Raw genomic sequence first — 21,852 nt, forward strand, 5'->3', positions numbered from 1 at the left:
GGGACGAAAGCCTCGCGTGAAACGGACCCCGGCGAAGCAGGCACCGGACAGCAAGGCCGCTGCGTAGCTTCAGACAGCTACCCGCGGATTTGCAGAGGTTCCGGGGGAAGGGCGGCGCGCGCGCAGCGCCGCGGCATCGTCTGCGAGGGGGTCGCCGCCGAGACCAAGACGAGCTGCGCCACCTGGCCCGCGTCGGCACGGATCGTGCCCACGCGATCGCAGGTGCGGGCCTGGGTGAGGGCCCACCCCGCAGAGGGCGACTACGATGGCTCCTTAGAACCGGAGCGAGCGCGCCTCTTTCACGTGCGGCAAGGCCTGAATCCTGCCGATAAGAGCTTGGCTCGGCTCCTGATCGACGCCGACCAGGGCGATGGCGTCGTCGCCGGCGGAAACGCGGCCGAGGTTGAAGGTCGCGATATTGACTCCCGCCTCGGCGAGGAGGCCACCCAGATTTCCGATGAAGCCCGGCTTATCGAGGTTGTTGACGTAGAGCATGGTCGGGCCGAACGGGGCGTCGAGGTCCATGCCCTTCACCTCAACAACCCGCGGAGCGCCGGCCAGCACCGAGCCGGCAAAGGAGCGTTTGCCCTTCTCGGTAGTGATGGTGATGCGGATCAGGCTCTCGTAGATCGGCGACTCTTCCTGACGGCTTTCCGAAACCGTGATCCCGCGCTCCTTCGCCACCGCCGGGGCCGAGACCATGTTGATCTCCGCCAGCATCGGCCGCATGACGCCGGCCAGGGCCGCGGCGGTCATTGGCTTGGCGTTGAGCGCCGCCACGTCACCCTCGTAGGCGATGTCGATGGCCTTGATGCCGAAGTCGACCATCTGGCCTGCGAAGGCGCCGAGTTTTTCAGCGAGCGCGATGAAGGGCTTCAGCCTTGGCGCCTCTTCGGCGGTGACCGAGGGGCTATTCAGGGCATTGGTGACCGCCCCGGTGAGCAGGTAGTCGCTGATCTGTTCGGCGACTTGCAGGGCGACGTTCTCCTGCGCTTCGTTTGTGGAGGCGCCCAGGTGTGGGGTGGCCACGAAATTCGGTGCGCCGAAGAGCACGTTCTCTTTGGCCGGCTCCGTGACGAACACATCGAAGCCCGCGCCCCCGATGTGGCCGCTTTCCAGCCCGGCCCTCAGCGCAGCTTCATCCACCAGGCCGCCGCGGGCGCAGTTGATGATCATCACGCCCTTCTTGGTTTTGGCGAGGTTCTCGGCCGAGAGGATGTTCCGGGTCTTGTCTGTGAGGGGGGTGTGCAGGGTGATGAAGTCGGCGCGGGCGAGGAGGTCGTCCAATTCGACCTTCTCGACGCCGAGTTCGACGGCGCGCTCGACGGACAGGAAGGGGTCGTAAGCCACGACCTTCATCTTCAGCCCTAGCGCCCGATCGGCGACGATGGAGCCGATATTGCCGGCCCCGATCAGGCCCAGCGTCTTGCCGTAGAGCTCGACCCCCATGAACCGGCTCTTTTCCCACTTGCCGGCCTGGGTGGAGGCGTCTGCCGCCGGCATCTGGCGGGCCAGCGCGAACATCATCGCTATGGCGTGCTCGGCGGTTGTGATCGAATTGCCGAAGGGGGTGTTCATCACCACGATGCCGGCGGCGGTGGCCGCCGGGATGTCGATGTTGTCGACACCGATGCCGGCGCGGCCGATCACCTTGAGGCGGCTGGCGGCGGCGATGACGTCTTTGTTGGGCTTGGTGTCGGAGCGCACGACGAGGCCGTCGTAGTCGCCGATGATCTGGATCAGGTCTTCCTTGGCGAGGCCCGTCCTGACGTCGGCGTCGACGCCGCGCTGACGAAAGATGTCGATCGCAGCAGGGCTCAGGCTATCGGCAATGAGAACGCGGGGCATGGAGGTCTCCGTTGGGGAGAGCCTCTCCGCCGTGGCGGAGAGGGTGAGTTTTGAGAAGGCGCGCGCGGGCGCGCGCCGGGTTCAGGCGGGCTGAAGGTCGAAGGCGGCGGTCGCGAAGGCCCAGTCGAGCCACGGCGTCAGTGCATCGAGGTCGGAGGTGTCGACCGTGGCGCCGCACCAGATCCGCAAGCCGGGTGGCGCGTCGCGGTAGCCGCCCACGTCGAGGGCCACGCCCTCTTTCTCCAGGAGGCTGGCCAGCTTCTTGGCGAAGTCGGCCTGGGCATCCTCGGAAAGGGACGTGATCCGCGGGTCGATCACCTTGAGGCACACCGAGGTATTGGAGCGGATCGCCGGGTCTTCCGCCAGGAAAGCGGCCCAGCCGGTCTTCTGCACCCAGGCCTCAAGGACACCGAGGTTGGCGTCCGCTCGGCGGCGCATTTCCACAAGGCCGCCAATGGAAGCGGCCCACTTGAGCGCATCGACGGCATCCTCGACGGCTAGCATCGAGGGCGTGTTGATCGTTGCGCCCTCAAACAGGTCCAGGGTGACCTTGCCGGCCTTGGTCATGCGGAAGAGTTTCGGCATGGGCCACGGCGGACTGTAGGTTTCGAGCCTGGCTACCGCACGCCGGGACAGGACCAGGACGCCGTGCGCGGCCTCTCCGCCCAGGGCTTTCTGCCAGGAGAAGGTGACCACATCGAGCTTGTCCCAATCGAGGTCCTGGGCGAAGGCGGCGCTGGTGGCGTCGCAGATGACCACGCCTTCGCGATCGGCGGCGATGAAGTCGGCGTTCGGTACGCGCACACCCGATGTCGTGCCGTTCCAGGTGAACACCAGGTCGGCGTCGGGCCGCACCTTGGCCAGGTCCGGCAGCTCGCCGTAGGGCGCCTCCAGGACCTCGGCTTCGATCTTCAACTGCTTGACCACGTCGGTCACCCAGTCCTTGCCAAAGCTCTCGAAGGCCAGGAGTTGCACGGGCCGCGGGCCCAGCATCGACCACATGGCCATCTCGACGGCCCCGGTGTCAGAGCCGGGCACGATGCCGATCAGGAAATCGTCGGGGACCTCCAACACCTGCCGAGTGCGGTCGATCACCTCCTTGAGGCGCGCCTTTCCAAGCTTGGAACGGTGCGAGCGCCCAAGGACCGCATTCTGGAGATTTTCGGGGGCCCATCCGGGGCGCTTTGCGCATGGCCCGGATGAAAATTCAGGTCGCGCCGGCCGCATGGCCGGCGTCGCGGGGGTCGTCATAGCTATGTCTCCCATCCTCACAGATGGACTGCGCCCCGTTGGGAGGGCGTGGCCCGCGGGCCAAAAGCCTGCGTTTACGCTGCGGTGCAAGGGAAAGTTTCTGGGGCGGCTGTGAGCCCCGATATCGCCGGCCTAGTTGGCCACACTACGCAGACGGCGGCGCCAGGCGATCGAGGCGCCGATCATCAGGCAGGTGATGATGGCGATGAAGTTGGTGTTGTTGGCGATGGCGTGGAAGTCGTCCTTGGGCCGTTCGGTGACGAAGTAGAATGAGTGAAGGCTGAACTGGGCGGCATAGAGGATCATGACGCCGCCCAGCCAAAGGCTTCCGTGGCGAAGGACGATGAACAGAAGGCCCATCGCCGTCAGCCCATCCACCAAAAGACCGACGACGCCCGACGAGGCGTCGGGCCACGTCATGTCGGCAACCCAGAGCAGCAGGAGATTGGCCAGGATCACGGCGCCGCCGCTGCGTTCCGCCGGTCCGCCCTTCAAAATGGCGAAGGCGCACCCCGCAAATCCGAGCAAAGCGATGGCGGCGGTGATGGGTGAAATGGACATGGAAATGCGCCCCTAACCCAATAGGAGCGCACCACCAGTTAATTCATTGCAATGAAGGCTAGAAAATCAGCCGACTTCGCGCATCACCGTCGGAGCCGCTTCCTCGCCGAGGAAGCTCTTGTTCTCGACGCCGAGCTTGGTGCGGATGCCGAGCCGCAGCTTGGCCTCATTCAGTTCGTTGTGCACGCCGACCATGGCAGTGCGCGCTTCGCTGAGCGCCTTGATCGCCTCGACCATCTTCACGGCCGCGTCGTCGGCGAACACCATCGAGGCGTTCACGTCCTTACGAGCCTTGAGCATCTCGCTCATCAGTTCTGACGCTTCCGCCAGCGCGCCATCGACGGCGGCCTCGGTCACGAACAGCTTTTTAGCCACCCGCTGAGCCACAAACGCCTTTTCCATCACGATCCCCTAGAAACGGTGAACAACCACACGTCAGGGTAAATAGAAGCTTAACCTTCTCGCAATCGATTCATGGGTTGTTAACTACGTTTTTCTCCCCCACGGGTTGTACTGTGGCGCCAAAGGCACAGTTTTCCGGAGTTTGGCGAGGGCTGGAACCGCCGCGGCCGTACAGCCGGGAAGCGAAGCGTTAGGAATGTTGGGCTAAAGCGAAGGTCCGTGCGGCCTTTGCGAACCTTATGACCTCATCGAACGGCACCCCCGGCTCGCCCTCGACAGCGACCTTCCACGCGCGCGTTGCGGGCGTCGGGTTGGTGACGACCCTTGTGGTGCTGATCGCAGCGTGCCTGACGTTCATGCTGCAGCAGTGGGCGGTGGCGCGCACCCAGTCTCACCAGATGTATACCGGTCTTGCGGAGATGACCGCGACCACCGCCGCCCCCGCGATCGCCGTTGGCAACCAGGCGATGATCCAGGCTCCCGTCGCTGCGCTCGCGGCGAGCCGAAATGTCGCGGCCGCGCGCCTCACCGGACTGGATGGCCACATCCTGGCCGCCTATGACCGAGGCGCAAGCGAACTCGCCTCAACCCCGACCGAAGTCATCCGGTCAGACGTCGTCTCCGACGGACGCAAGGTCGGGACCCTGGCGCTCGTCGTGCGCCGGCCGGCGCTCACGGCGCTGCTGCCCCAGTTCATTGCGCTCACCGCCGCTCTATTGTTCGGGGGTGTCGGCGTCGCGCTGTTCCTCGCCCGCGGGATGGCGCACCGGGTTATCGCGCCTGTGCAGCGGCTGTCCGAAGCCATGCACGAGGTGGCCGAGAGCGGCAGTTTCGAGCCCGTCGAGGTTGAGGCGCAGGACGAACTGTTCCGCGGCCTGACCGCCAGCTTCAACCATTTGCTCGGCAAGCTCGGCGAGCGGGAGGAGGACCTGAAGCGGGCCATGCGCGAACTGGAAAGCGCCCGCGACGCCGCCAATGCCGCCAATGTGCTTAAGACCCAGTTCCTGGCCAACATGAGCCACGAGATACGAACTCCGCTGAATGGCGTCCTGGCCATGGCCGAGGTGATGTCGATGGGCGAGCTGGCCGACGTGCAGCGCGAGCGCCTTGGCATCATCCGCCAGTCCGGCAGCCTGTTGCTGGCGGTGCTGAACGACGTCCTCGACCTTTCCAAGATCGAAGCCGGCAAGCTCAGTCTGTTAAAGGAAGACTTCGATCTGGGTCCGACGCTCAGCTCCACCATCGAAAGCTTCCAGGTCCTGGCCAGAGGCAAGGGCCTCGACTTCGGCTTTACGCTGAGCGAGGCGGCGCAAGGCTGGTGGCGCGGCGACGCCGACCGCCTTCGCCAGATCACGGGCAATCTGCTCTCCAACGCGGTCAAGTTCACCGGCCAGGGCTCGGTCGAAGCGGTTGTCGACGTTAACGACGAAACCGGCGCCCTTCGCCTGGTCGTCCGCGACACCGGCGTCGGGATCGCGCCCGAGAAGCTGCCGGCGCTGTTCGAGAAGTTCACCCAAGCGGACAACTCCGCCACCCGGCGTTTCGGCGGGACGGGCCTCGGCCTGGCGATCTGCCGCGAGCTCACCCAGATGATGGGCGGTTCTATCGACGTGGAAAGTCGCGAGGGACACGGCTCGACCTTTACTGTCGAGTTACCGCTCAGCCGAGGCGAAGCGGTCGAGGCGGCCCAGCCCGAGGCGGCCGCCGACACCGGCGAACGCAACCTGCGGCTGCTGGCGGCAGAGGACAATCCGACCAATCAGCAGGTGTTGGCCGCGGTGATGGAGTCGCTGGGCATCGACATCGACATCGTCGCGGACGGCAAGCAGGCGGTCGAGGCCTGGAAGCTGGGCGGCTACGACCTCGTCTTGATGGACATCCAGATGCCGGTCATGGACGGCATCGATGCGGCGCGGCTGATCCGTGGAATCGAGGTTTCCGAACAGCGCCGGCGCACGCCGATCGTGGCACTGACCGCCAACGCGCTCACACACCAGGTGGACGAATACCTTGCCGCCGGCATGGACGGACACGTGGCCAAACCCATCGAGATCGCCAAGCTCTATGAGGCCGTAAGCGCCGCGCTCACTGCTGCGGCCACTGGTGCGGCCGCTCGCACGCCCGCCGCGACCCAGGTCGCCTGATCCGAACGCCGAAGCCGTAACCTCCGGCGTTCCGGCCGCCGACAGGCGCAAAGGCGCCTCGTTGCGCCGTGGTCGTCGATGCCTTGCGCATCTGAACGGCGAACAACGAGGCCCTCAGGTTCGCGTCACAGCCCGCGTGGTTCCATCCCTCCATCGTCCGGAGTTCCGGCGTACTGGTTCGGGAGGACCATGCCATGAAGAAGACACTGCTCGGACTGACGGCCGCCGCCGCCCTGGCCGCCGCTGTCGCGCCCGCAGCGGCGCAGCCTTGGCGCACCTACGGCGTCAATGACCACGGCTCCGCCTACGGGGTCCAAGACGGCTCGGGTTACAGGGCTTACGAGTGGCGCATTCGCAACGCGGTCAATGAAGGCCGCATCTCAGGGGGCCAGGCCCAGCAGCTTCTGGGCGAGTTGCACCAGCTTCGGCCGTTGGCGTGGCGCCTCGACACCGGCCGGGCGGGACCTTGGGAACGCCAGGAGCTCGCTCGCGGGCTGGGCCACGTGCAGGCCGGGCTGAACGTCTATATGTCTCAGAACAGCTACGCCTGGCGCGACCATGACAGGTCCGGCCCCGACCGGGACTGGCGTCGCTAGGCAAGCCGGCTTGCGGCTCCTGGATAAGTATCAAGCGCCCCGGGATTTGGCGTCCCCGGGGCGTCACTGTCTCGGCTCAGGTAAGGCGTAGCGTGCCGTCCAGCACGGTGACCGCGCGTCCGCGAAGCAGGACGCGGTCGCCCCGAACCTCGCAGTCGAGATCGCCGCCCCGGCCGGGGTAGGCCTGGTGGAACCTGACGCGCGGCCGACCAAGCTTCTCGGCAAACAGGGGGCTCAAGATGCAGTGCAGTGACCCGGTGGCCGGATCTTCAGGGATGCCGGATCCCGGCGCGAAGAACCGGTCGACCACGTCGTAGGGCCGTCCCGGGTCGGCAAGCGCCACCACACCGACGTTGCCGCGTCCGCCCGTAGCGTCACTGGCGACCGCTTCCAGAGCCACGAGGTCCGGTTTCAGCGCGCGAACGTCGGCCTCGTTTTTCATCACGGCGACCAGAAAGGACGACGCCCAGACCTCTTGCGGTTCGGCGCCAAGCGCCTCGGCGAGGCCCGCAGGAGTCGCCTGCTCTCGCGGCGGCTGGGCGGGGAAATCCATCTCATAGCCCCCATCCCCCGCGCGCCGGACCGTCAGGGGCCCGGATTTGGTATCGAAGGTCAAAGCCTCGGCCGCGAGCCCCAGCTCCGAGAACAGCACGTGGCTCGAGGCGAGGGTGGCGTGACCACAGAGCGGCACCTCCAGGGCCGGCGTGAACCACCGTAACCCGAATCGCGCCGGGTCCTGCGTCTTCAGCAGGAACGCCGTCTCGGCCTGGTTGTTCTCAGCGGCCAGGGCCTGCATCCAGTCGGCGTCAGGCCACGCGCCCATCGGCTCCAATACACAGGCCGGATTGCCGCGGAAGGGTCCGGTGGCGAAAGCGTCGATGGTCCATTGGCGCATCCCTGGTCTCCTTTAGGGCGAAGCTTGCAGATAGGCGCAGGGAGGACTTAGGCAAGTGACGAATTGATCACAGTGAGCTCCGGCCAGCGCGCCGTCGCCGAGGCGGAGGTTCGCGCAAAGCCGTTGGTCCTGCGCCTCGGATTGGGCGTAAGCCGCAGGGCGAAGAGGTCGGAAAGGCCGAAGGGAGCCAGGACCGTCAGCCGGTTGTCGGCTTCCAGCCGCACGCCCACCGCGAACAGCGGACTGACAAAGCGCTCGAGGCAGTCGGCCGTCCGGGTCAGCGGCGCATAGGGCTCGCCGAACTTCGCCTCGAACCACAGGTGCACACGCGCCTGGTTGCGCACCTCCACCATCTCGCGCAACGGCGGCTCGAAAGCCGAGGCCACCTGGCGGATGACGGCATCTTCGGCCTCGTAGGATGTGTCGGAGGCGTCGAAATACCCGAGGTCGTAGTCCTTGATCCCATAGTCCGGGTCGCGGCCGGTCAGATGGTTGAGCACCCGTTGGTAGATGGCGCCAGAGAAGATCAGCCAGTCAGGCAGGTCCAGGTCGCGAACGGTGGTGAGCACCTGCATCAGGCTTGGGGAGCCGCGGACGATCTCTTCCAGGCGCCGCTCCGGTGCGTCGGTCATATACGTCCCCTCAAGGGCCATGCGTGATCGAGTGGCCCGGCGCCCGCCCCAAAGCCGGGCGCGCGCGCCAAGGCCTCCTGAACATAGGCCCAGCCACGCGCGACAGCCTCAGTCAGGGTCAATCCCTGGGCCAGGCCCGCGGCGCAGGCCGAGGCGAGGGTGCAGCCGGTGCCGTGGGTGTGCCTCGTATCGACCCGCTCGGCCTCGAAGACCGTCTCGCCTTCGGCGGTCATCAGGACGTCGATCACTCGCGCGCCCGGCACGTGGCCGCCCTTCATCAGCACGGCCTTCGCACCCGCAGTCAGCAGAGCCTCGCCGGCGCGGCGCAGGTCGTCGGCGGCGCAGACCGTTAAGCCCGTCAGGACCTCCGCCTCAGGCGCGTTGGGGGTGAGCAGCGACGAAGCCGGTATCAGGAGGGCCCTCACCGCCGCGATAGCTTCGGCGTCGAGCAGTGACGCTCCCCCCTTGGCCACCATCACGGGATCAATAACCGCAGGAACGCCAGACGCTGACGCCAGGATCCGGGCGACCGCCTCCACCACCGTTTTCGACCCCAGCATGCCGGTCTTGATGGCGTCCGCGCCGATATCGTCCAGCACCGCGCGCGCCTGCGCTTCCACGACCTCGGCTGGGATCGGATAGACAGCGCTGACGCCCAGCGTGTTCTGCACCGTGACCGCGCTGACCGCCGTCGCCGCATAGCCGCCCAAGGCGGTCACCGTCTTGATGTCCGCCTGGATCCCCGCCCCGCCGCCGGAGTCGGATCCGGCGATGATCAGAACTCGGCCCAGGGACGACATGGCGAGGCGATAGCGCGGGATACGTCGAATTGCACGATGCAACTGGATCAGGCCGGGGCGGAAAATCTGCATCCGTGTCGCTAGGGAGCCTGCGAGGCGGCGATCGCTTCCCATACGCGCAGCGCCTGCACGGTCTCGCGCACGTCATGCACGCGCACGGCTGCGACCCCCGCCGCCGCACCCGCGAGAGCGCCGGCGAGTGAGCCGCCCAAGCGCTGGTCGGCGGCGTGTCCGCGCCCGTCCACTGCGCTGATGAAGCTCTTGCGGCTCACGCCGAGCAGCACCGGAAAACCCAGGGCCACGATGCGATCCAGCCCGGCGAGGATTGGCAGGTTGTGATCCAGCATGTGCTTGCCGAAGCCGACGCCGGGATCCAGCCAGATCCGCTCGCGGACGACGCCGGCGGCCATGGCGGCTTCGGCGCGCATCGCCAGAAACGCCGTCACATCGGCGACAACGTCCTCGTAGCGTGGCGCGGACTGCATGGTCCGGGGTTCGCCCTGCATGTGCATCAGCACCACGTCACAGCCGAGCTCGGCGGCCGCGGGCAGGCTCCCGGGCCCATGCCGCAGAGCCGAGACGTCGTTCCACGTCGTTGCGCCGGCCGCCACGGCGGCGCGCGCCACCTCGGGCTTCATGGTGTCGATCGAAATAGCGACCTCGCTCTCAGCCCGGATCGCGCGGATCAGCGGGACGACGCGGGCGATCTCCTCGGCCGCACCGACGGCCTTGGCGCCTGGCCGGGTCGACTCGCCGCCCACGTCGATGACGTCGGCTCCCTCGGCGATCAGCCGGCGCGCCTGGACCAAGGCCGCGCCCGGTTCGTCGAACCGCCCGCCATCGGAGAAACTGTCCGGCGTGACGTTGATCACGCCCCAGACCTTCACGGGAGGGACTCCCACGGGCCGCAGAATGAGCGGAGCCATCATCGCCAGACCTGATAACGAAAAAGGGCGGCCCCGTCGCCGGTGGCCGCCCTTCGTCAACTTGAGGTCGCCCTCAACCTCACGCCGGTTCGGGCTTGGGCGAGATCGGCACCGCCACCGCCGGGCCGGTCGGGCGCTTGGCGTCGACGTCATCGCGATTCGGAGCCACGCCCTTAAGCGCGCCTATGATCTCGTCGCCGCTCAGGGTTTCGTACTCGAGCAGCGCCTTGGCCAGCGTGTGCAGGTCCTCCAGGCGTTCCGTGAGGATCCGCTTGGCCTCGTCATAGCCGGCCTGGACGAGGCGCTTGACCTCGGCGTCGATGATGTTGGCGGTTTCTTCCGAGACGTTCTGGGTGCGCGACACCGAATGTCCGAGGAACACTTCCTCCTGGTTGTCGCCGTAGGAAACGAGGCCCAGCTTGTCGGAATAACCCCAGCGGGTGACCATGTTGCGGGCGAGGCCCGTGGCCGCCTGGATGTCGCTGGAAGCGCCCGAGGTCACCTTGTCCTTGCCGAAGATCAGTTCCTCGGCAACGCGGCCGCCCATCATGATCGCCAGACGCGAGGTCATCTGCTCGAAGTTCATCGAGTAGCGGTCGCCTTCCGGCAGCTGCATCACCATGCCGAGCGCGCGACCACGCGGAATGATCGTGGCCTTGTGCACCGGATCGGCGGACGGGACCGTGAGCGCCACCAGGGCGTGGCCGCCTTCGTGGTAGGCGGTATTGCGCTTTTCCTCCTCGGTCATGACCATTGACCGGCGCTCGGCGCCCATCATGACCTTGTCCTTGGCCTCTTCGAAGTCGCGCATCGTGACCATGCGGCGGTTCTTCCGCGCGGCCATCAGGGCGGCCTCGTTGACCAGGTTGGAAAGGTCGGCGCCGGAGAAGCCGGGCGTCCCGCGGGCGATGACCTTGGTTTCGACGTCGGCGGCCAGCGGCACGTTCTTCATGTGCACGCGCAAGATGCGCTCGCGGCCATTCACATCGGGGTTCGGCACCACGACCTGGCGGTCGAAGCGGCCGGGGCGCAGCAGGGCCGGGTCCAGCACGTCGGGCCGGTTGGTGGCGGCGATCAGGATGATGCCCTCGTTGGCCTCGAAGCCGTCCATCTCGACCAGCAGCTGGTTCAGAGTCTGCTCGCGCTCGTCGTTACCGCCGCCAAGGCCGGCGCCCCGGTGACGACCGACCGCGTCGATTTCGTCGATGAAGATGATGCAGGGCGCGTTCTTCTTCGCTTGTTCGAACATGTCGCGCACGCGGCTCGCGCCGACGCCGACGAACATCTCGACGAAGTCCGAGCCGGAGATGGTGAAGAAGGGCACGCCGGCCTCGCCAGCGATGGCGCGCGCGAGCAGCGTCTTGCCGGTGCCGGGCGGGCCGATCAGCAGGGCGCCCTTGGGGATCTTGCCGCCCAGGCGCTGGAACTTCTGCGGGTCCTTCAGGAAGTCGACGATCTCGACGACCTCTTCCTTGGCTTCCTCGACACCCGCCACGTCCTCAAAGGTCACGCGGTTCTTGTTCTCGGTGAGCAGGCGGGCCTTCGACTTGCCGAAGCCCATGGCTCCGCGCGTGCCGCCTTGCATCTGGCGCATGAAAAACACCCAGACGCCGATCAGCAACAGTACGGGCAAGCTCTGCAGCAGGAAGCCGACGACGGTCATCCCGCCGACCGGCTTGGCCGAGACGTTGACCCCGTGGGCACGCAACTCATGGACCAGGTCACCCTGGTCGTTCGGCGTATAGGCGGTGAACGTTTTGTTCGCCTGGTCGGTGATCGTGACTGAACCAGCGCGAACTTCGGCGGACTTGATCTCGCCGGCGTCGACCTTGTTCAGCATCTGCGAATAGGTGATTTCCCCCGAGCTGGCTGCCTTGCCGCCGCCGGTGACCATCGAGTAGAGGCCGATGAGGACGACGACGATGACGCCCCAGATGGCCAGATTGCGCAGATTCATCGGTTAGGACCGCCTCGAAAAGGGCTTCGCGTCAGGTCGAAGATAAGACTCTGATCGCCGTTTCACCAGTTGTCCGGGCAACAGCGCGACGGAAGACCGCGCCTTGACCACAAAAGCAAGGGGCCGCGCCCGGAAGACGCGGCCCCTAGATAGGCACGAATTTGCTGAATTAAGCGCTACCGGGGAGCCGGCTTCTTCGGCGCGGCGATCAGCCCTTCGCGCTGAGCGCGCTTGCGAGCCAGCTTGCGCGCCCGGCGCACGGCTTCCGCCTTCTGGCGAGCGCGCTTTTCCGACGGCTTTTCGTAGTGCACGTGCCGCTTCATTTCGCGGAACGAGCCCTCGCGCTGCATCTTCTTCTTCAGCGCCTTGAGGGCTTGGTCGACGTTGTTATCGCGGACGAAAATCTGAACCAGAGGTCTCTCTCCTATTGTCGCCTGGCGCCCGGCCCCCTTACGTCCCTTGCTCAGGGGCGGCGGCGAGCGAACAAAAAGAAACTACGTCCCGCAGGCGGGAGCCTACCGGATTGAGCGCGGCGAGATATCAGAAGAGGCTCGTGATGTCCACGCCGCACGACAGGCTTTTCTCCTTAGGCCCGAGGTGGGGTAAAGGGGTGACATGGCTGAAGCCGCCCCCAAGACACCCCGCCAAGATTGGGCGGACGCCGCCGAGCAGCGCGTGCTGGACGCTGCGCTGAGGATCGCTCCACGGGAGGGCTGGACCTCGCGCACAGCGACAATGGCGGGCAAGGCGTGCGGCCTGTCGTCCGGCGAGACCGAACTGCTGTTGCCGCAAGGGGCCGCCGACCTTGCGACCCTGTTGTCCCACCGGCATGACGCCCAGGCGCTTGAGGCTCTCGCTGACGTCGATCCAAAGGCCCTGAAGATCCGCGAGCGCATCGCGCGCGCCGTCGAGGCGCGCCTTGCCGTCGCCGCAGCGGACGAGGCGGCGGTCCGCCGCTGGGCAGGGTTCCTCGCCCTCCCCGCAAATGCGCCGCTGGGTGCGCGCCTGACCTGGCGGAGCGCCGATGTTCTCTGGCGCTGGGCCGGCGACACGGCCACCGACGAGAACCATTACTCCAAGCGCGCCCTCCTGGCCGGCATCCTTGCCGGCGCGCTCGCCATCCGCCTCTCGTCGGGCCCACAAGCGGCGCTGGCGTTCACCGATCGCCGCATCGCCGATGTCATGGCTTTCGAGAAATGGAAGGCGACGACGAAGCTCAAGCCCTCTCGGATGCTGGAGAAGGCCGCCGGCGCGCTCGGCCGAATTCGATACGGGCTTTCGACGCGCGACTAGAGCGGCCTGACCCGGTTGATGTGACCCATCTTTCGACCGGGGCGAGAACCGCGCTTGCCGTAAAGATGCAGCCGGGTTTCCGGCTCGGCGGCGAATTTGGCCCACGCTTCGGCCTCCTCGCCGAGCAAGTTGACCATTTCCACGCGCGCGATCGCCCGCGTCGGGCCCAGCGGCCAGCCCGCCACCGCGCGGATGTGCTGTTCGAACTGGTCGACCTCGCAGCCGTCTTCGGTCCAGTGGCCGGTGTTGTGCACGCGCGGGGCGATCTCGTTCACCAGCAACTGGCCACGCTCCATCTCGAAGAGCTCGATGCCGATCACGCCCACGTAGTCGAGGCCGGCCAGGACCCGCGCGGCGATGCGTTCGGCCTGGTCGTTCAACGCCGCATCGGCGTGAGCCGGCGCGATCGATCGGCGGAGTATGCCGTTCTCGTGATGGTTCTCGGCCAGTGGATAGATCGCCGTCGCGCCATCCCGGCCGCGCGCGGCGATGACCGACAGCTCGCGAACGAAGCTTGCGGCCGCCTCGACGATTACCGGAACCCCGCCCAGAGCCTCGAAGGCCGAAACCGCGCCCGCGGCGTGTTCCACCCAGCGCTGGCCCTTGCCGTCGTACCCTTCGCGGCGCGTCTTCATCAGGGCCGGTGCGCCAATCTGCGCCACAGCATCAGCGGCCTCCTGCGCTGTGTCGGCTTTGGCGAAGGCCACAGTGGGTGCGCCGTTGGCGTTCAGGAACGTCTTTTCCTCGAACCGGTCCTGCGCCACGGCCAGGGCTCGCGAGCCCGGGGCCACCTCAACGCCGTGCGCCGCGAGCCAGGCGACGGATGCCGACGGCACGTTCTCGAATTCATAAGTGACCAGGTTCGTGAGGCCTGCGAGTTGGGCGAGGGCGGCCTCGTCGCCGTAGTCAGCGACGATCAGTCGGCAGGCGGCGCGCCCGGCCGGGCTGTCGGCCTTCTGTTCCAGCACCACCACGTCAAAGCCCAGGCGCGCGGCGGCGAGCGCCAGCATGCGGCCGAGCTGGCCTCCGCCAAGAATGCCGATGGTCGAGCCGGGCTCGAGGGGGAGCGCGGGCGGGCTCACGCGTCTTCCACCGTTTCAGCGACCCCGTCGGTCTGGCGGGCGGTAAAAGCTTCCAGCCGTCCAGCGAGGTCTTCGTCGGCCAGCGCCAGGATCTTCGCCGCCATCAGGCCGGCATTCTTGGCGCCCGCCTCTCCGATCGCCAAGGTGCCGACCGGGATCCCGGCCGGCATCTGGACGATCGACAGCAGGCTGTCCATTCCCTTCAGCGCCTTGGACTCGATGGGCACGCCCAGGACCGGCAGCTCCGTGAGCGAAGCGGTCATCCCCGGTAGATGGGCCGCGCCCCCGGCGGCCGCGATGATCACCCGGAAGCCGGCCGCCTTGGCGCCCTTCGCGAAGGCGTACATCCGGTCGGGTGTCCGGTGGGCCGAGACGACCTTGGCCTCATAGGCGACGCCTAGCGCCTCCAGCATATCGGCGGCGTGCCGAAGCACCGGCCAGTCGGAACGGCTGCCCATGATGATGGCGACGGGCGCGTGCTTGGCGCTCATGTCGTGACCGGCCCCCTAGCTTGAAGGGCGCGGAGTATAGGCGCCGACTTTGCAGGGGCAACCAAGGATGACTAGATTTGGTTAAGTCGCCGTCGCCGCCGTGATTCCGTCTCAAGACCCTAGGAAATCAAGCCTATGAAAATCACCGGCGCCCGCAGCGAGCCATTCTCGGCCATGCGAAGACGCGCGCTCGCGCAGGCCGGGGCTCAGGCGCGCCCGACGGCGACGCCGGACACAGCCGAATTCCTGGGCGTCACCGAGATGGAGATGACGCCGGCGGTGCGCGGCGCGATCCAGACCCTGCTCGGCGAGATCGACGATCTGCGCGGCGAGGTCACCCGGCTGAAGGGCCGGCTCCGGGAGATCGAGGACCTGGCGGACCGCGACGCCCTGACACCGCTCCTCAATCGCCGCGCGTTGCTCCGCGAACTTGGCCGCATCCGCACCTTCGCCCAGCGATATGGCTCACCGGCCAGCCTCGTCTATTTCGATCTTGACGACCTTAAGGGGGTCAACGACCGCCTTGGACATGCCGCCGGGGACGCCGCGCTCAAGGCCGTCGCCGAGCGGCTCCTGGCGCATGTGCGGGAGAGCGACGTTGTCGGCCGTATGGGCGGCGACGAATTCGCCGTCATCCTGGCCCAGGCCGATCACGCGACGGCCGAGGCCAAGGCCGCCGCGCTGGCCCGGGCAATCGAGGTCGAGCCGCTGAAGTTCGGAGACTGGTCTGCGCCGCTCCATGTCTCCTGGGGCGTGCGCGAAATCACCCAGGACACCGACCCGGAGGGCCTGGTCGCCCAGGCCGACGCGGCGATGTACGCGCGCAAGCGCGCGCACCGCAAAGCCTCGCTGAGCTAAGCGATGATGTCGGGGGTCAGTTGATCCTCGATGCGGGTGATTTCGTCCTTCAGCGCCAGCTTCTTGCGTTTCAGCCGCGCGATCAGCAGCATGTCCGGCAGGGGCGAGAGCGCAATCGCCTGGACCGCGGCGTCGAGGTCTGCGTGATCCTGCCGCAACTCGGCGAGTTTCGCCTGCAGCAATTCTTCGGGCTGATCGTCGTTCATGCGCAGGTTCGATACTACCCCAGGGCGCCGGCGAGCGCAGCCAGGACATCTGACGGGGCGGGCTTGCCCCAGGCTTTTGACGCGCCTTCCAGGGCGGTCAGGGCGTGGACGCCGCCACGGCCTTCGGTCATGGCCTCGAGAGTCTCCATCAAGACCCGCTCGGCGCGAAGCTCGACGGCTTTCACATCTTCTCGCAGGGCCGAGCGCGCGGAGTCCGACACGCCCTCGAAGCTCGGCTTGAGCGCCCGGCGCACATCGCGCAAGGGAGCAAGCGCCAGCGCTTCCCATCGGCGAGCTACATCGGCCGCTCGCGCCAGCATCACCGGATCGCCGGCCTCCGCCCACACCGCCCAAAGCAGCAGGGAGGCGTTCTGGCCGTACTGATCCTGCAGCGACAGGCAAGCTTCCGGCACGCCGGCTCGCGCATAGGCCTCAAGTGTCCAGTCCCAGAGCGCCACGACGCCTAAGCCTCGGTCTTCAATGGACCAACATCCTGGCCCCAGCGCTTAACCGGCGTCCATGACACTCCGAAGAGGTCGAGCGCGCGGCCGACCGACTGATCGACCATAGCCTCCAGGCTGGCGGGCTTGGCGTAGAAGGCCGGCAATGGCGGGGCGATCACAGCGCCCATCTCCGCCAGCTTTACGAGGGTCCGAAGGTGTCCCAGGTGCAACGGCGTCTCGCGCACCATCAGCACCAGCGGCCGGCGTTCCTTCAGCACCACGTCGGCGGCGCGGGTGAGCAGGGATGAGGTCACGCCGCTGGCGATCTCGCTCATGGTCCTCACTGAACAGGGAGCGACGATCATGCCAAGGGTCTTGAATGAACCCGACGCGATGGCCGCGCCGATATCGGAGACCTTGTGGACCACGCCCGCCTTGGCGTTGACGTCAGCCGCGGTGAGTTCGGTCTCCTGTGACAAGGTCAGGGCCGCGGCCCGGCTCATCACCAGATGGGACTCGATCCCCAGTTCGCGACAGGCGTCCAGCGTCCGCAGGCCGTAGACGACCCCCGAGGCCCCGGAGATCCCGACCACCAACCTGGGCTGCTCGCTTCTCGACATGCGAGGGTCCTTGAATGCGCGAACTAAGGGCGTCGCTTCAGCTTCGCCGTCCGCAAACATATTTGATCTGACAGCCGCGCATAGCGGGTGTTCACTGACGTTTCCAACAGCAAGGAGGCCATCCATCATGGCGTTGGAAGCCCGGATCCGGGAACTCGGATCTCGCCACCAGTCCCTCGAAGAAGCCATTCAGGACGAACTGCGCAGGCCGGCCGCCGACGACATCAGGCTGAAGGAGCTAAAGCGACAGAAGCTGAAGCTGAAGGAAGAGATGGAAGCCCTGCGCGGCCAGCTGCACTAGGCTTCGCGTCGCACAATCCCTCCCCGAAGTGGGAGAGCTGAAGCCGGCGGTGCGCCGGCGAGGGTGAGGGAAGCCCTGCAGGGCCTCTCTCACCCGCCTCGGTGTTTCAATCAGAATCTAGTCGTCGGTGTCATCGTCGGCGTGGTCGTTGTCATCATGATGCTCGGCGAAGGCCGGGGCATGGTCTTCAGTCTCCAGCAGGCCGGTTTCCGACGCCGGCATCAGCGTCGGGCCTTCCGGCTCGACGATGCCGCGGCGCTTATCTTCCTTGGCCTTCTTGTCGGCCGCCTTCTTCACCACCGCATCCAGTTCAAGCTGGGTGGAGAGGCCAAGCGTCACCGGATCGACCGGCTTGATGTTGGCGGAGTTCCAGTGTGTGCGGTTGCGCACCTGATCGATGGTGGCCTTGGTCGTACCCAGGATGCGGGCGAGTTGGGCGTCTGCCACCTCGGGGTGATTGCGCAGGAACCAGGCGATGGCGTCCGGGCGGTCCTGCCGGCGCGAAACCGGCGTGTAGCGGGGCGCCTTCTTCTGCGGCTTCAGATATTCGGCGTGCCGGCTCTTCAGGGCGACAAGCTTGTGCTTCGCGTTCTTCTCGGCGAGGTCCAGTTCTTCCCGGCTGAGCTGGCCGTTGGCGATAGGGTCGGCGCCGCGGATGTCGCGCGCCACCTCGCCGTCGGCGATGCCCTTAACCTCAAGCGGGTGCAGGCCGCAGAAGTCGGCGATCTGTTCGAAGGTGAGCGAGGTGTTGTCCACCAGCCAAACGGCGGTCGCCTTCGGCATCAGGATGTCAGTGGTCATATCGGTTTTCCGTGCGTCGGAAATGAAGGCGCCCGGCCTTTCGGCCGGGCGGTGTGATGGCGATCTATAGGCCGGTTCGGCGGGTGAGGAAACGAGATTGTATACGGCCGCTCGTCCTCAGGGCGGGCCAGACCGTCAAGAAGGCGTCGAGGCGCGGGGTCGAGAGCTTGACGGCCGAGCTGATGCCGCCCCTTAGCTCAGCGCAACGCGGCCGACGATCCTGAGGCCATAGCCTGCTGAAGCCGGCAGCACGGTCTTCGACGAGGTGAGCAGCAACAGGTCGCGCACGCCGAGATCCAGCAGGATCTGCGCGCCGATGCCGTAGTCGCGCAGAATATTCTCCGAGTGGTTCGCCTGCGGCTGGCCGTAGCGTTCGGATAGCCAGTGCGGGTTCGAGTCACGGATAAACACCGCCACGGCTGCGCCGTCATAATCCGCCAGCGTCTGGAGGGCTTTTGGCACGTACTCGCGCCTGGCCTCCACGGCTCCGAGCATGTCAGTGGCCAGATCCACGCGATGCATACGCACCAGCGTCGCCTTGTCTGGCTCGATCCGGCCCCGGGTCAGGACGACGTGCTCGGTCTGGTCGATGGAATTGCGGTAGATGACCATCCGGAAGCGCCCGCCGTAGGTCGAGTTGAACGGCGTCTCCAGCACCCGCTCCACCTGCCGCTCGGTGCGCCTGCGATGGGCGATCAGATCGGCAATGGTGCCGATCTTCAGGCCGTGCAGCTGTGCGAAGGCGACAAGGTCGGGAAGACGCGCCATCGAGCCGTCGTCCTTCATCACCTCGCAGATCACCCCGGCCGGGTTGAGTCCGGCCATGCGGGAGATGTCGACGGCCGCCTCGGTGTGACCGGCGCGGACCAGCACTCCGCCGTCCCTGGCGACCAGCGGGAAGACGTGGCCGGGCGAGACGATGTCGTCGGGGCCCTTGGTCGGGTCGACGGCGACCGCGATGGTGTGGGCCCGGTCGTGGGCGGAAATTCCGGTGGTCACCCCCTCGCGAGCCTCAATGGAGACCGTAAACGCGGTGCCATGGCCGGACTGGTTGTCGCTGGCCATGGGCGGCAAGCGCAGCTGTCGCGCCCGCTCCGCGGTGATCGATAAGCAGACCAGGCCGCGCGCGTGCTTGGCCATGAAGTTGATCTGCTCGGGCGTCGCGAACTGCGCGGGAATGATGACGTCGCCCTCGTTTTCCCGGTCCTCGGCGTCGACCAGGATGTAGGGCCTGCCGTTACGGGCATCCTCGATGATGTCCTCGATGGGCGAGATCGCCGAGGTGAAGGCGTCGGGATCGGTCGGCGGACCTTCGGATCCGTTCGAGGGCGGGACGAGATAGGGGCGCTTCATGAGCCGCCCCTTAGCACATGAGCGCGTCGCATCTGTGCAAACTCCATGACCTGGTCGGCTACGGTGGTGATCTGCCAGGTGTCCTTGGGGTGCCGGCACTCGCCCGCTGCATCGAACAGATTCGCAGCGTTCAACGCGGCGCCGTAGGGCGTCGGCCAGCCACGCATGGCATGTATGATGCCTCGCACCGCCATCAAGGTCGTGCCGCCGGCCTGGGCGCCGTCGGCGGTGATGATGATCCCGACCGGCTTTCCGTCGAAATAGGGGCGCTCGTCGTCGCGGGTCAGCTCCAGCGTGTCGAGCGCGTTCTTCACCACGCCGGACAGTGAGCCATGATAGCCGGGCGTCGCCAGGATGATCCCATCGGCTTCGCGGACCGCGGCGGCCAGTTCCGCCTGCTCAGGGCTCGGACCCTGCGGCCCCGGGTTGAAGTGTGGCAGGCGCTCGAGGAACTCGCCGCCAAACACTCTCGTCCGCGCGCCGGATTTTTCCGCCCGTCGCAGGGCCAGGGCGAGCGCCCGCTCGGTGGACGACCCGCTGCGGGGCGTTCCGCCTACGCCCACGATCAGGGGGCCCGCGGTCGGCGGTCTGCTCATACGGTCTCGGTTTCGCTGGCGAAGACCTTTTTCAGCTCGGTCTTGAGGATCTTGCCGTTGGCGTTTCGCGGCAGGGTCTCCGGCCAGAAGGCCACCTTAACCGGGACCTTGAAGGCCGCCAGTCTCGCGCGGACGAAGGCGCGAAGCTCGCTCTCCGTGGCCACGCCGTCCGGCTTGAGATGGACGACAGCAGCAGGTTCCTCGCCTAGGGTCTTGTGCGGGATGCCGACAAGAGCGGCATCCATGACGGCGGGGTGGTCGTACAGCACGTTCTCCACCTCCACGCAGTAGATGTTCTCGCCGCCTCGGATCAGCATGTCCTTGGCCCGGTCGATAATGAAGAGGAAGCCCTCTTCGTCCAGGCGCGCCAGGTCGCCCGTACGCAACCAGCCGTCGACGAAGGTTTCAGCCGTGGCGTCGGGCTTGTTCCAGTAGCCTTTTACGACCTGCGGGCCCTTGACCCAGAGCTCACCCACCGCCGCCACCGGCAGCATGGTCTTGCCGTCGGCGGGATCGCGGATCTGCATCTCCCCCACGGGCGCGGCGGGGCCGGCGCTATCGGGCCGGTTCTCGTAATCCTTGCCCAGATGCGAGGTGAAGGTCGCCGTGGTCTCGGTCATCCCCCAACCGTTGCCGGGGGTCGAGCCTGGAAAGGTCTCGCCGATCCTGCGCACCAGCTCGGGAGCCGAGGGCGCGCCGCCGTAGGTCACCGCCACAAGCGAGGAGAGGTCGTACTTCGCGCGCGCCGGATGCTCGATCAGTTGCCAGGCGATGGTCGGCACGCCGCCCGTGGAGCTCACCTTCTCGCGCTCGATCAGCCGCATTGCCGGTTCGGCGTCCCAACGGCGCATCAGGACGATCTTGCCGCCGGCGTTCATCGTCGGGCCCAGCGTCGCCGAAAGGCCTGTGGCATGGAAGAACGGGACGACCAGAAGGGTCACCCGCTGCGGCAGTTTGTGCGGGTCGCTCTCGGGCAAGGGCTCGCCAGCGCGCAGGAAGTTGCGCACGGCCGAGATGCCGCCGGCGCCGATGTTCGACGTCATGTTGCGGTGGGTGCCCAGTGCGCCCTTCGGCTTGCCGGTCGTACCTGAGGTGTAAAGGATGGTGGCGTCATCCTCGGGTCCCAGCTCCACATCGGGCATTGGCTGCACGGCCAGGCCCTTCCACCGGCTGACCGAACCGATCACGTCCTCGAGCCGCGCAACCTTCGAGTGCGTCGACCCTTCGTCCAGTCTCGAAACATAGACGCGCTGCAGGTGGGTCAGATCATCCAGGTCACCGACGATCCGGCGCAGGCGTTCGTCGTCGACGATGGCGACCTTGGCCCCGGAGTCGGCCAGGCCATACTCGAGCTCCGGACCGGTCCACCAGGCGTTCAGCGGGGTGACGATGGCGCCGGCGAGGACGCCGGCGAAGAACGCCACCGGCCATTCCGGCAGGTTGCGCATGATCACCGCGACGCGGTCGCCTTTCCTGACCCCGTCGGCCTGCAGCTGATGGGCGAGCGCGATCGTCGCGCGGGCGAAAGCCTCGTAAGTCGCCCGCTCGTCGTCGTAGACCAGGAACTCGCGGTCCGGAAAGCTGCGGGCGTTCTGAAACACATCGGCGAGCGTCGGCGGCGCGTTCTTCCAGACCTTGGTCATAATCCCGCGGATCGGGATCTCCTCAATCTCGAAGCGCTCGCCCGGCGCGGTCAGACGCGCGTGCGCTTGAGCAATCGACATCACGGGCCAGGCAGCGTCAGTCACTCTCATCTACTCCAAACGAACTCGTCGCCCGACGCGCCCGGCGGCAGG

Annotated in this window: 24 protein-coding genes; 5 read left to right on the forward strand and 19 right to left on the reverse strand. The window is 66.8% G+C overall.

The window, feature by feature from the left end:
• Nucleotides 1-273: 273 nt before the first annotated feature.
• The 4 genes from serA to VGI62_RS02375 all read right to left on the reverse strand — a co-directional run bounded on the left by serA (nt 274) and on the right by VGI62_RS02375 (nt 4,062).
• Nucleotides 274-1,848 (reverse strand): phosphoglycerate dehydrogenase, encoded by a 1,575-nt coding sequence (gene serA, locus VGI62_RS02360; RefSeq protein WP_331502787.1) that lies wholly within the window; start codon nt 1,846-1,848, stop codon nt 274-276.
• 81 nt (nt 1,849-1,929) lie between these two features.
• The gene (locus VGI62_RS02365) at nt 1,930-3,099 is read right to left on the reverse strand and encodes a phosphoserine transaminase (RefSeq protein ID WP_331502788.1); all 1,170 of its coding nucleotides are present in this window, start codon (nt 3,097-3,099) and stop codon (nt 1,930-1,932) included.
• A 132-nt stretch (nt 3,100-3,231) separates the two neighbouring features.
• Nucleotides 3,232-3,660 carry a hypothetical protein gene (locus VGI62_RS02370; RefSeq protein ID WP_331502789.1) on the reverse strand — a complete coding sequence of 143 codons (429 nt, stop codon included), beginning with the start codon at nt 3,658-3,660 and terminating at the stop codon, nt 3,232-3,234.
• Nucleotides 3,661-3,726: 66 nt separating this feature from the next.
• Nucleotides 3,727-4,062, reverse strand: a complete 336-nt coding sequence (locus VGI62_RS02375) for a hypothetical protein (protein WP_331502790.1) — start codon at nt 4,060-4,062, stop codon at nt 3,727-3,729.
• Nucleotides 4,063-4,301: 239 nt separating this feature from the next.
• Here VGI62_RS02375 and VGI62_RS02380 point away from each other — a divergent pair, with 239 nt between their 5' ends.
• Both VGI62_RS02380 and VGI62_RS02385 read left to right on the forward strand, forming a co-directional pair.
• Nucleotides 4,302-6,206 (forward strand): ATP-binding protein, encoded by a 1,905-nt coding sequence (locus VGI62_RS02380; protein ID WP_331502791.1) that lies wholly within the window; start codon nt 4,302-4,304, stop codon nt 6,204-6,206.
• A gap of 194 nt (nt 6,207-6,400) precedes the next feature.
• Nucleotides 6,401-6,802, forward strand: coding sequence for a hypothetical protein (locus VGI62_RS02385; RefSeq protein WP_331502792.1), 402 nt, complete (start codon nt 6,401-6,403; stop codon nt 6,800-6,802).
• Nucleotides 6,803-6,878: 76 nt separating this feature from the next.
• On the opposite strand, the gene VGI62_RS02390 is transcribed toward VGI62_RS02385, so the two are convergent.
• The 6 genes from VGI62_RS02390 to rpsU form a co-directional block, all read right to left on the reverse strand.
• On the reverse strand, nt 6,879-7,697 hold the full coding sequence (locus VGI62_RS02390) for a PhzF family phenazine biosynthesis protein (RefSeq protein ID WP_331502793.1): 819 nt from the start codon (nt 7,695-7,697) through the stop codon (nt 6,879-6,881).
• 47 nt (nt 7,698-7,744) lie between these two features.
• Nucleotides 7,745-8,329: a nucleotidyltransferase family protein gene (locus VGI62_RS02395; protein WP_331502794.1), complete on the reverse strand. Its 585-nt coding sequence runs from the start codon at nt 8,327-8,329 to the stop codon at nt 7,745-7,747.
• Nucleotides 8,326-9,129, reverse strand: coding sequence for a bifunctional hydroxymethylpyrimidine kinase/phosphomethylpyrimidine kinase (gene thiD / locus VGI62_RS02400; protein ID WP_331502815.1), 804 nt, complete (start codon nt 9,127-9,129; stop codon nt 8,326-8,328). Before thiD ends, VGI62_RS02395 begins: the two co-directional genes overlap by 4 nt.
• Before the next feature lie 80 nt (nt 9,130-9,209).
• Nucleotides 9,210-10,055: a dihydropteroate synthase gene (gene folP / locus VGI62_RS02405; protein ID WP_331502795.1), complete on the reverse strand. Its 846-nt coding sequence runs from the start codon at nt 10,053-10,055 to the stop codon at nt 9,210-9,212.
• A 79-nt stretch (nt 10,056-10,134) separates the two neighbouring features.
• A complete protein-coding gene (gene ftsH, locus VGI62_RS02410) occupies nt 10,135-12,012 on the reverse strand; it encodes an ATP-dependent zinc metalloprotease FtsH (protein ID WP_331502796.1) in 1,878 nt (625 codons plus the stop codon).
• A 176-nt stretch (nt 12,013-12,188) separates the two neighbouring features.
• Entirely contained in the window at nt 12,189-12,425 is a 237-nt protein-coding gene (gene rpsU, locus VGI62_RS02415) for a 30S ribosomal protein S21 (protein WP_199622309.1), read from the reverse strand.
• A 202-nt stretch (nt 12,426-12,627) separates the two neighbouring features.
• Between rpsU and VGI62_RS02420 the strand changes: the two genes are divergently transcribed.
• Nucleotides 12,628-13,305: a COQ9 family protein gene (locus tag VGI62_RS02420; RefSeq protein WP_331502797.1), complete on the forward strand. Its 678-nt coding sequence runs from the start codon at nt 12,628-12,630 to the stop codon at nt 13,303-13,305.
• Here the strand turns inward: VGI62_RS02420 and VGI62_RS02425 are convergent.
• A complete protein-coding gene (locus VGI62_RS02425; protein WP_331502798.1) occupies nt 13,302-14,387 on the reverse strand; it encodes a 5-(carboxyamino)imidazole ribonucleotide synthase in 1,086 nt (361 codons plus the stop codon). The two genes, VGI62_RS02420 and VGI62_RS02425, sit on opposite strands and share 4 nt — an antisense overlap.
• On the reverse strand, nt 14,384-14,878 hold the full coding sequence (gene purE / locus VGI62_RS02430; protein ID WP_331502799.1) for a 5-(carboxyamino)imidazole ribonucleotide mutase: 495 nt from the start codon (nt 14,876-14,878) through the stop codon (nt 14,384-14,386). Before purE ends, VGI62_RS02425 begins: the two co-directional genes overlap by 4 nt.
• Nucleotides 14,879-15,013: 135 nt before the next feature.
• Here purE and VGI62_RS02435 point away from each other — a divergent pair, with 135 nt between their 5' ends.
• A complete protein-coding gene (locus VGI62_RS02435; protein WP_331502800.1) occupies nt 15,014-15,736 on the forward strand; it encodes a GGDEF domain-containing protein in 723 nt (240 codons plus the stop codon).
• On the opposite strand, the gene VGI62_RS02440 is transcribed toward VGI62_RS02435, so the two are convergent.
• The 3 genes from VGI62_RS02440 to VGI62_RS02450 are packed head-to-tail and all read right to left on the reverse strand — an operon-like array spanning nt 15,733 to nt 17,005.
• On the reverse strand, nt 15,733-15,942 hold the full coding sequence (locus VGI62_RS02440; protein ID WP_331502801.1) for a YdcH family protein: 210 nt from the start codon (nt 15,940-15,942) through the stop codon (nt 15,733-15,735). The genes VGI62_RS02435 and VGI62_RS02440 overlap by 4 nt on opposite strands.
• Nucleotides 15,943-15,956: 14 nt before the next feature.
• Complete coding sequence (locus VGI62_RS02445; protein ID WP_331502802.1) at nt 15,957-16,400, reverse strand: TIGR02444 family protein; 444 nt, start codon at nt 16,398-16,400, stop codon at nt 15,957-15,959.
• 5 nt (nt 16,401-16,405) lie between these two features.
• Nucleotides 16,406-17,005, reverse strand: coding sequence for a UbiX family flavin prenyltransferase (locus VGI62_RS02450; RefSeq protein WP_331502803.1), 600 nt, complete (start codon nt 17,003-17,005; stop codon nt 16,406-16,408).
• Nucleotides 17,006-17,132: 127 nt separating this feature from the next.
• Here VGI62_RS02450 and VGI62_RS02455 point away from each other — a divergent pair, with 127 nt between their 5' ends.
• A complete protein-coding gene (locus VGI62_RS02455; protein ID WP_299539109.1) occupies nt 17,133-17,306 on the forward strand; it encodes a YdcH family protein in 174 nt (57 codons plus the stop codon).
• 117 nt (nt 17,307-17,423) lie between these two features.
• Here VGI62_RS02455 and VGI62_RS02460 read toward each other — a convergent pair whose 3' ends face one another.
• The 4 genes from VGI62_RS02460 to VGI62_RS02475 all read right to left on the reverse strand — a co-directional run bounded on the left by VGI62_RS02460 (nt 17,424) and on the right by VGI62_RS02475 (nt 21,804).
• Entirely contained in the window at nt 17,424-18,107 is a 684-nt protein-coding gene (locus VGI62_RS02460) for a DUF1013 domain-containing protein (RefSeq protein ID WP_331502804.1), read from the reverse strand.
• 192 nt (nt 18,108-18,299) lie between these two features.
• Nucleotides 18,300-19,460: a 3,4-dihydroxy-2-butanone-4-phosphate synthase gene (gene ribB, locus VGI62_RS02465; RefSeq protein WP_331502805.1), complete on the reverse strand. Its 1,161-nt coding sequence runs from the start codon at nt 19,458-19,460 to the stop codon at nt 18,300-18,302.
• Nucleotides 19,457-20,056, reverse strand: a complete 600-nt coding sequence (locus VGI62_RS02470) for an NADPH-dependent FMN reductase (RefSeq protein ID WP_331502806.1) — start codon at nt 20,054-20,056, stop codon at nt 19,457-19,459. Before VGI62_RS02470 ends, ribB begins: the two co-directional genes overlap by 4 nt.
• The gene (locus tag VGI62_RS02475) at nt 20,053-21,804 is read right to left on the reverse strand and encodes a class I adenylate-forming enzyme family protein (RefSeq protein WP_414695625.1); all 1,752 of its coding nucleotides are present in this window, start codon (nt 21,802-21,804) and stop codon (nt 20,053-20,055) included. The genes VGI62_RS02470 and VGI62_RS02475 overlap by 4 nt, the downstream gene beginning before the upstream one ends.
• Nucleotides 21,805-21,852: the final 48 nt, after the last annotated feature.

This window comes from Phenylobacterium sp. (genome assembly GCF_036495085.1).
Classification (GTDB): Bacteria; Pseudomonadota; Alphaproteobacteria; order Caulobacterales; family Caulobacteraceae; genus Phenylobacterium.

Bases quoted from the DNA above. Each gene is read 5' to 3' on its own strand.
- VGI62_RS02370 (WP_331502789.1), bottom strand. From the start codon at position 3,660: ATGTCCATTTCACCCATCACCGCCGCCATCGCTTTGCTCGGATTTGCG.
- VGI62_RS02365 (WP_331502788.1), bottom strand. From the start codon at position 3,099: ATGACGACCCCCGCGACGCCGGCCATGCGGCCGGCGCGACCTGAATTT.
- purE (WP_331502799.1), bottom strand. From the start codon at position 14,878: ATGAGCGCCAAGCACGCGCCCGTCGCCATCATCATGGGCAGCCGTTCC.
- thiD (WP_331502815.1), bottom strand. From the start codon at position 9,129: ATGTCGTCCCTGGGCCGAGTTCTGATCATCGCCGGATCCGACTCCGGC.
- VGI62_RS02440 (WP_331502801.1), bottom strand. From the start codon at position 15,942: ATGAACGACGATCAGCCCGAAGAATTGCTGCAGGCGAAACTCGCCGAG.
- VGI62_RS02420 (WP_331502797.1), top strand. From the start codon at position 12,628: ATGGCTGAAGCCGCCCCCAAGACACCCCGCCAAGATTGGGCGGACGCC.
- VGI62_RS02435 (WP_331502800.1), top strand. From the start codon at position 15,014: ATGAAAATCACCGGCGCCCGCAGCGAGCCATTCTCGGCCATGCGAAGA.
- VGI62_RS02470 (WP_331502806.1), bottom strand. From the start codon at position 20,056: ATGAGCAGACCGCCGACCGCGGGCCCCCTGATCGTGGGCGTAGGCGGA.
- VGI62_RS02385 (WP_331502792.1), top strand. From the start codon at position 6,401: ATGAAGAAGACACTGCTCGGACTGACGGCCGCCGCCGCCCTGGCCGCC.
- VGI62_RS02460 (WP_331502804.1), bottom strand. From the start codon at position 18,107: ATGACCACTGACATCCTGATGCCGAAGGCGACCGCCGTTTGGCTGGTG.
- VGI62_RS02380 (WP_331502791.1), top strand. From the start codon at position 4,302: ATGACCTCATCGAACGGCACCCCCGGCTCGCCCTCGACAGCGACCTTC.
- VGI62_RS02395 (WP_331502794.1), bottom strand. From the start codon at position 8,329: ATGACCGACGCACCGGAGCGGCGCCTGGAAGAGATCGTCCGCGGCTCC.
- VGI62_RS02450 (WP_331502803.1), bottom strand. From the start codon at position 17,005: ATGTCGAGAAGCGAGCAGCCCAGGTTGGTGGTCGGGATCTCCGGGGCC.
- VGI62_RS02375 (WP_331502790.1), bottom strand. From the start codon at position 4,062: ATGGAAAAGGCGTTTGTGGCTCAGCGGGTGGCTAAAAAGCTGTTCGTG.
- ribB (WP_331502805.1), bottom strand. From the start codon at position 19,460: ATGAAGCGCCCCTATCTCGTCCCGCCCTCGAACGGATCCGAAGGTCCG.
- serA (WP_331502787.1), bottom strand. From the start codon at position 1,848: ATGCCCCGCGTTCTCATTGCCGATAGCCTGAGCCCTGCTGCGATCGAC.
- VGI62_RS02390 (WP_331502793.1), bottom strand. From the start codon at position 7,697: ATGCGCCAATGGACCATCGACGCTTTCGCCACCGGACCCTTCCGCGGC.
- folP (WP_331502795.1), bottom strand. From the start codon at position 10,055: ATGGCTCCGCTCATTCTGCGGCCCGTGGGAGTCCCTCCCGTGAAGGTC.
- ftsH (WP_331502796.1), bottom strand. From the start codon at position 12,012: ATGAATCTGCGCAATCTGGCCATCTGGGGCGTCATCGTCGTCGTCCTC.
- VGI62_RS02455 (WP_299539109.1), top strand. From the start codon at position 17,133: ATGGCGTTGGAAGCCCGGATCCGGGAACTCGGATCTCGCCACCAGTCC.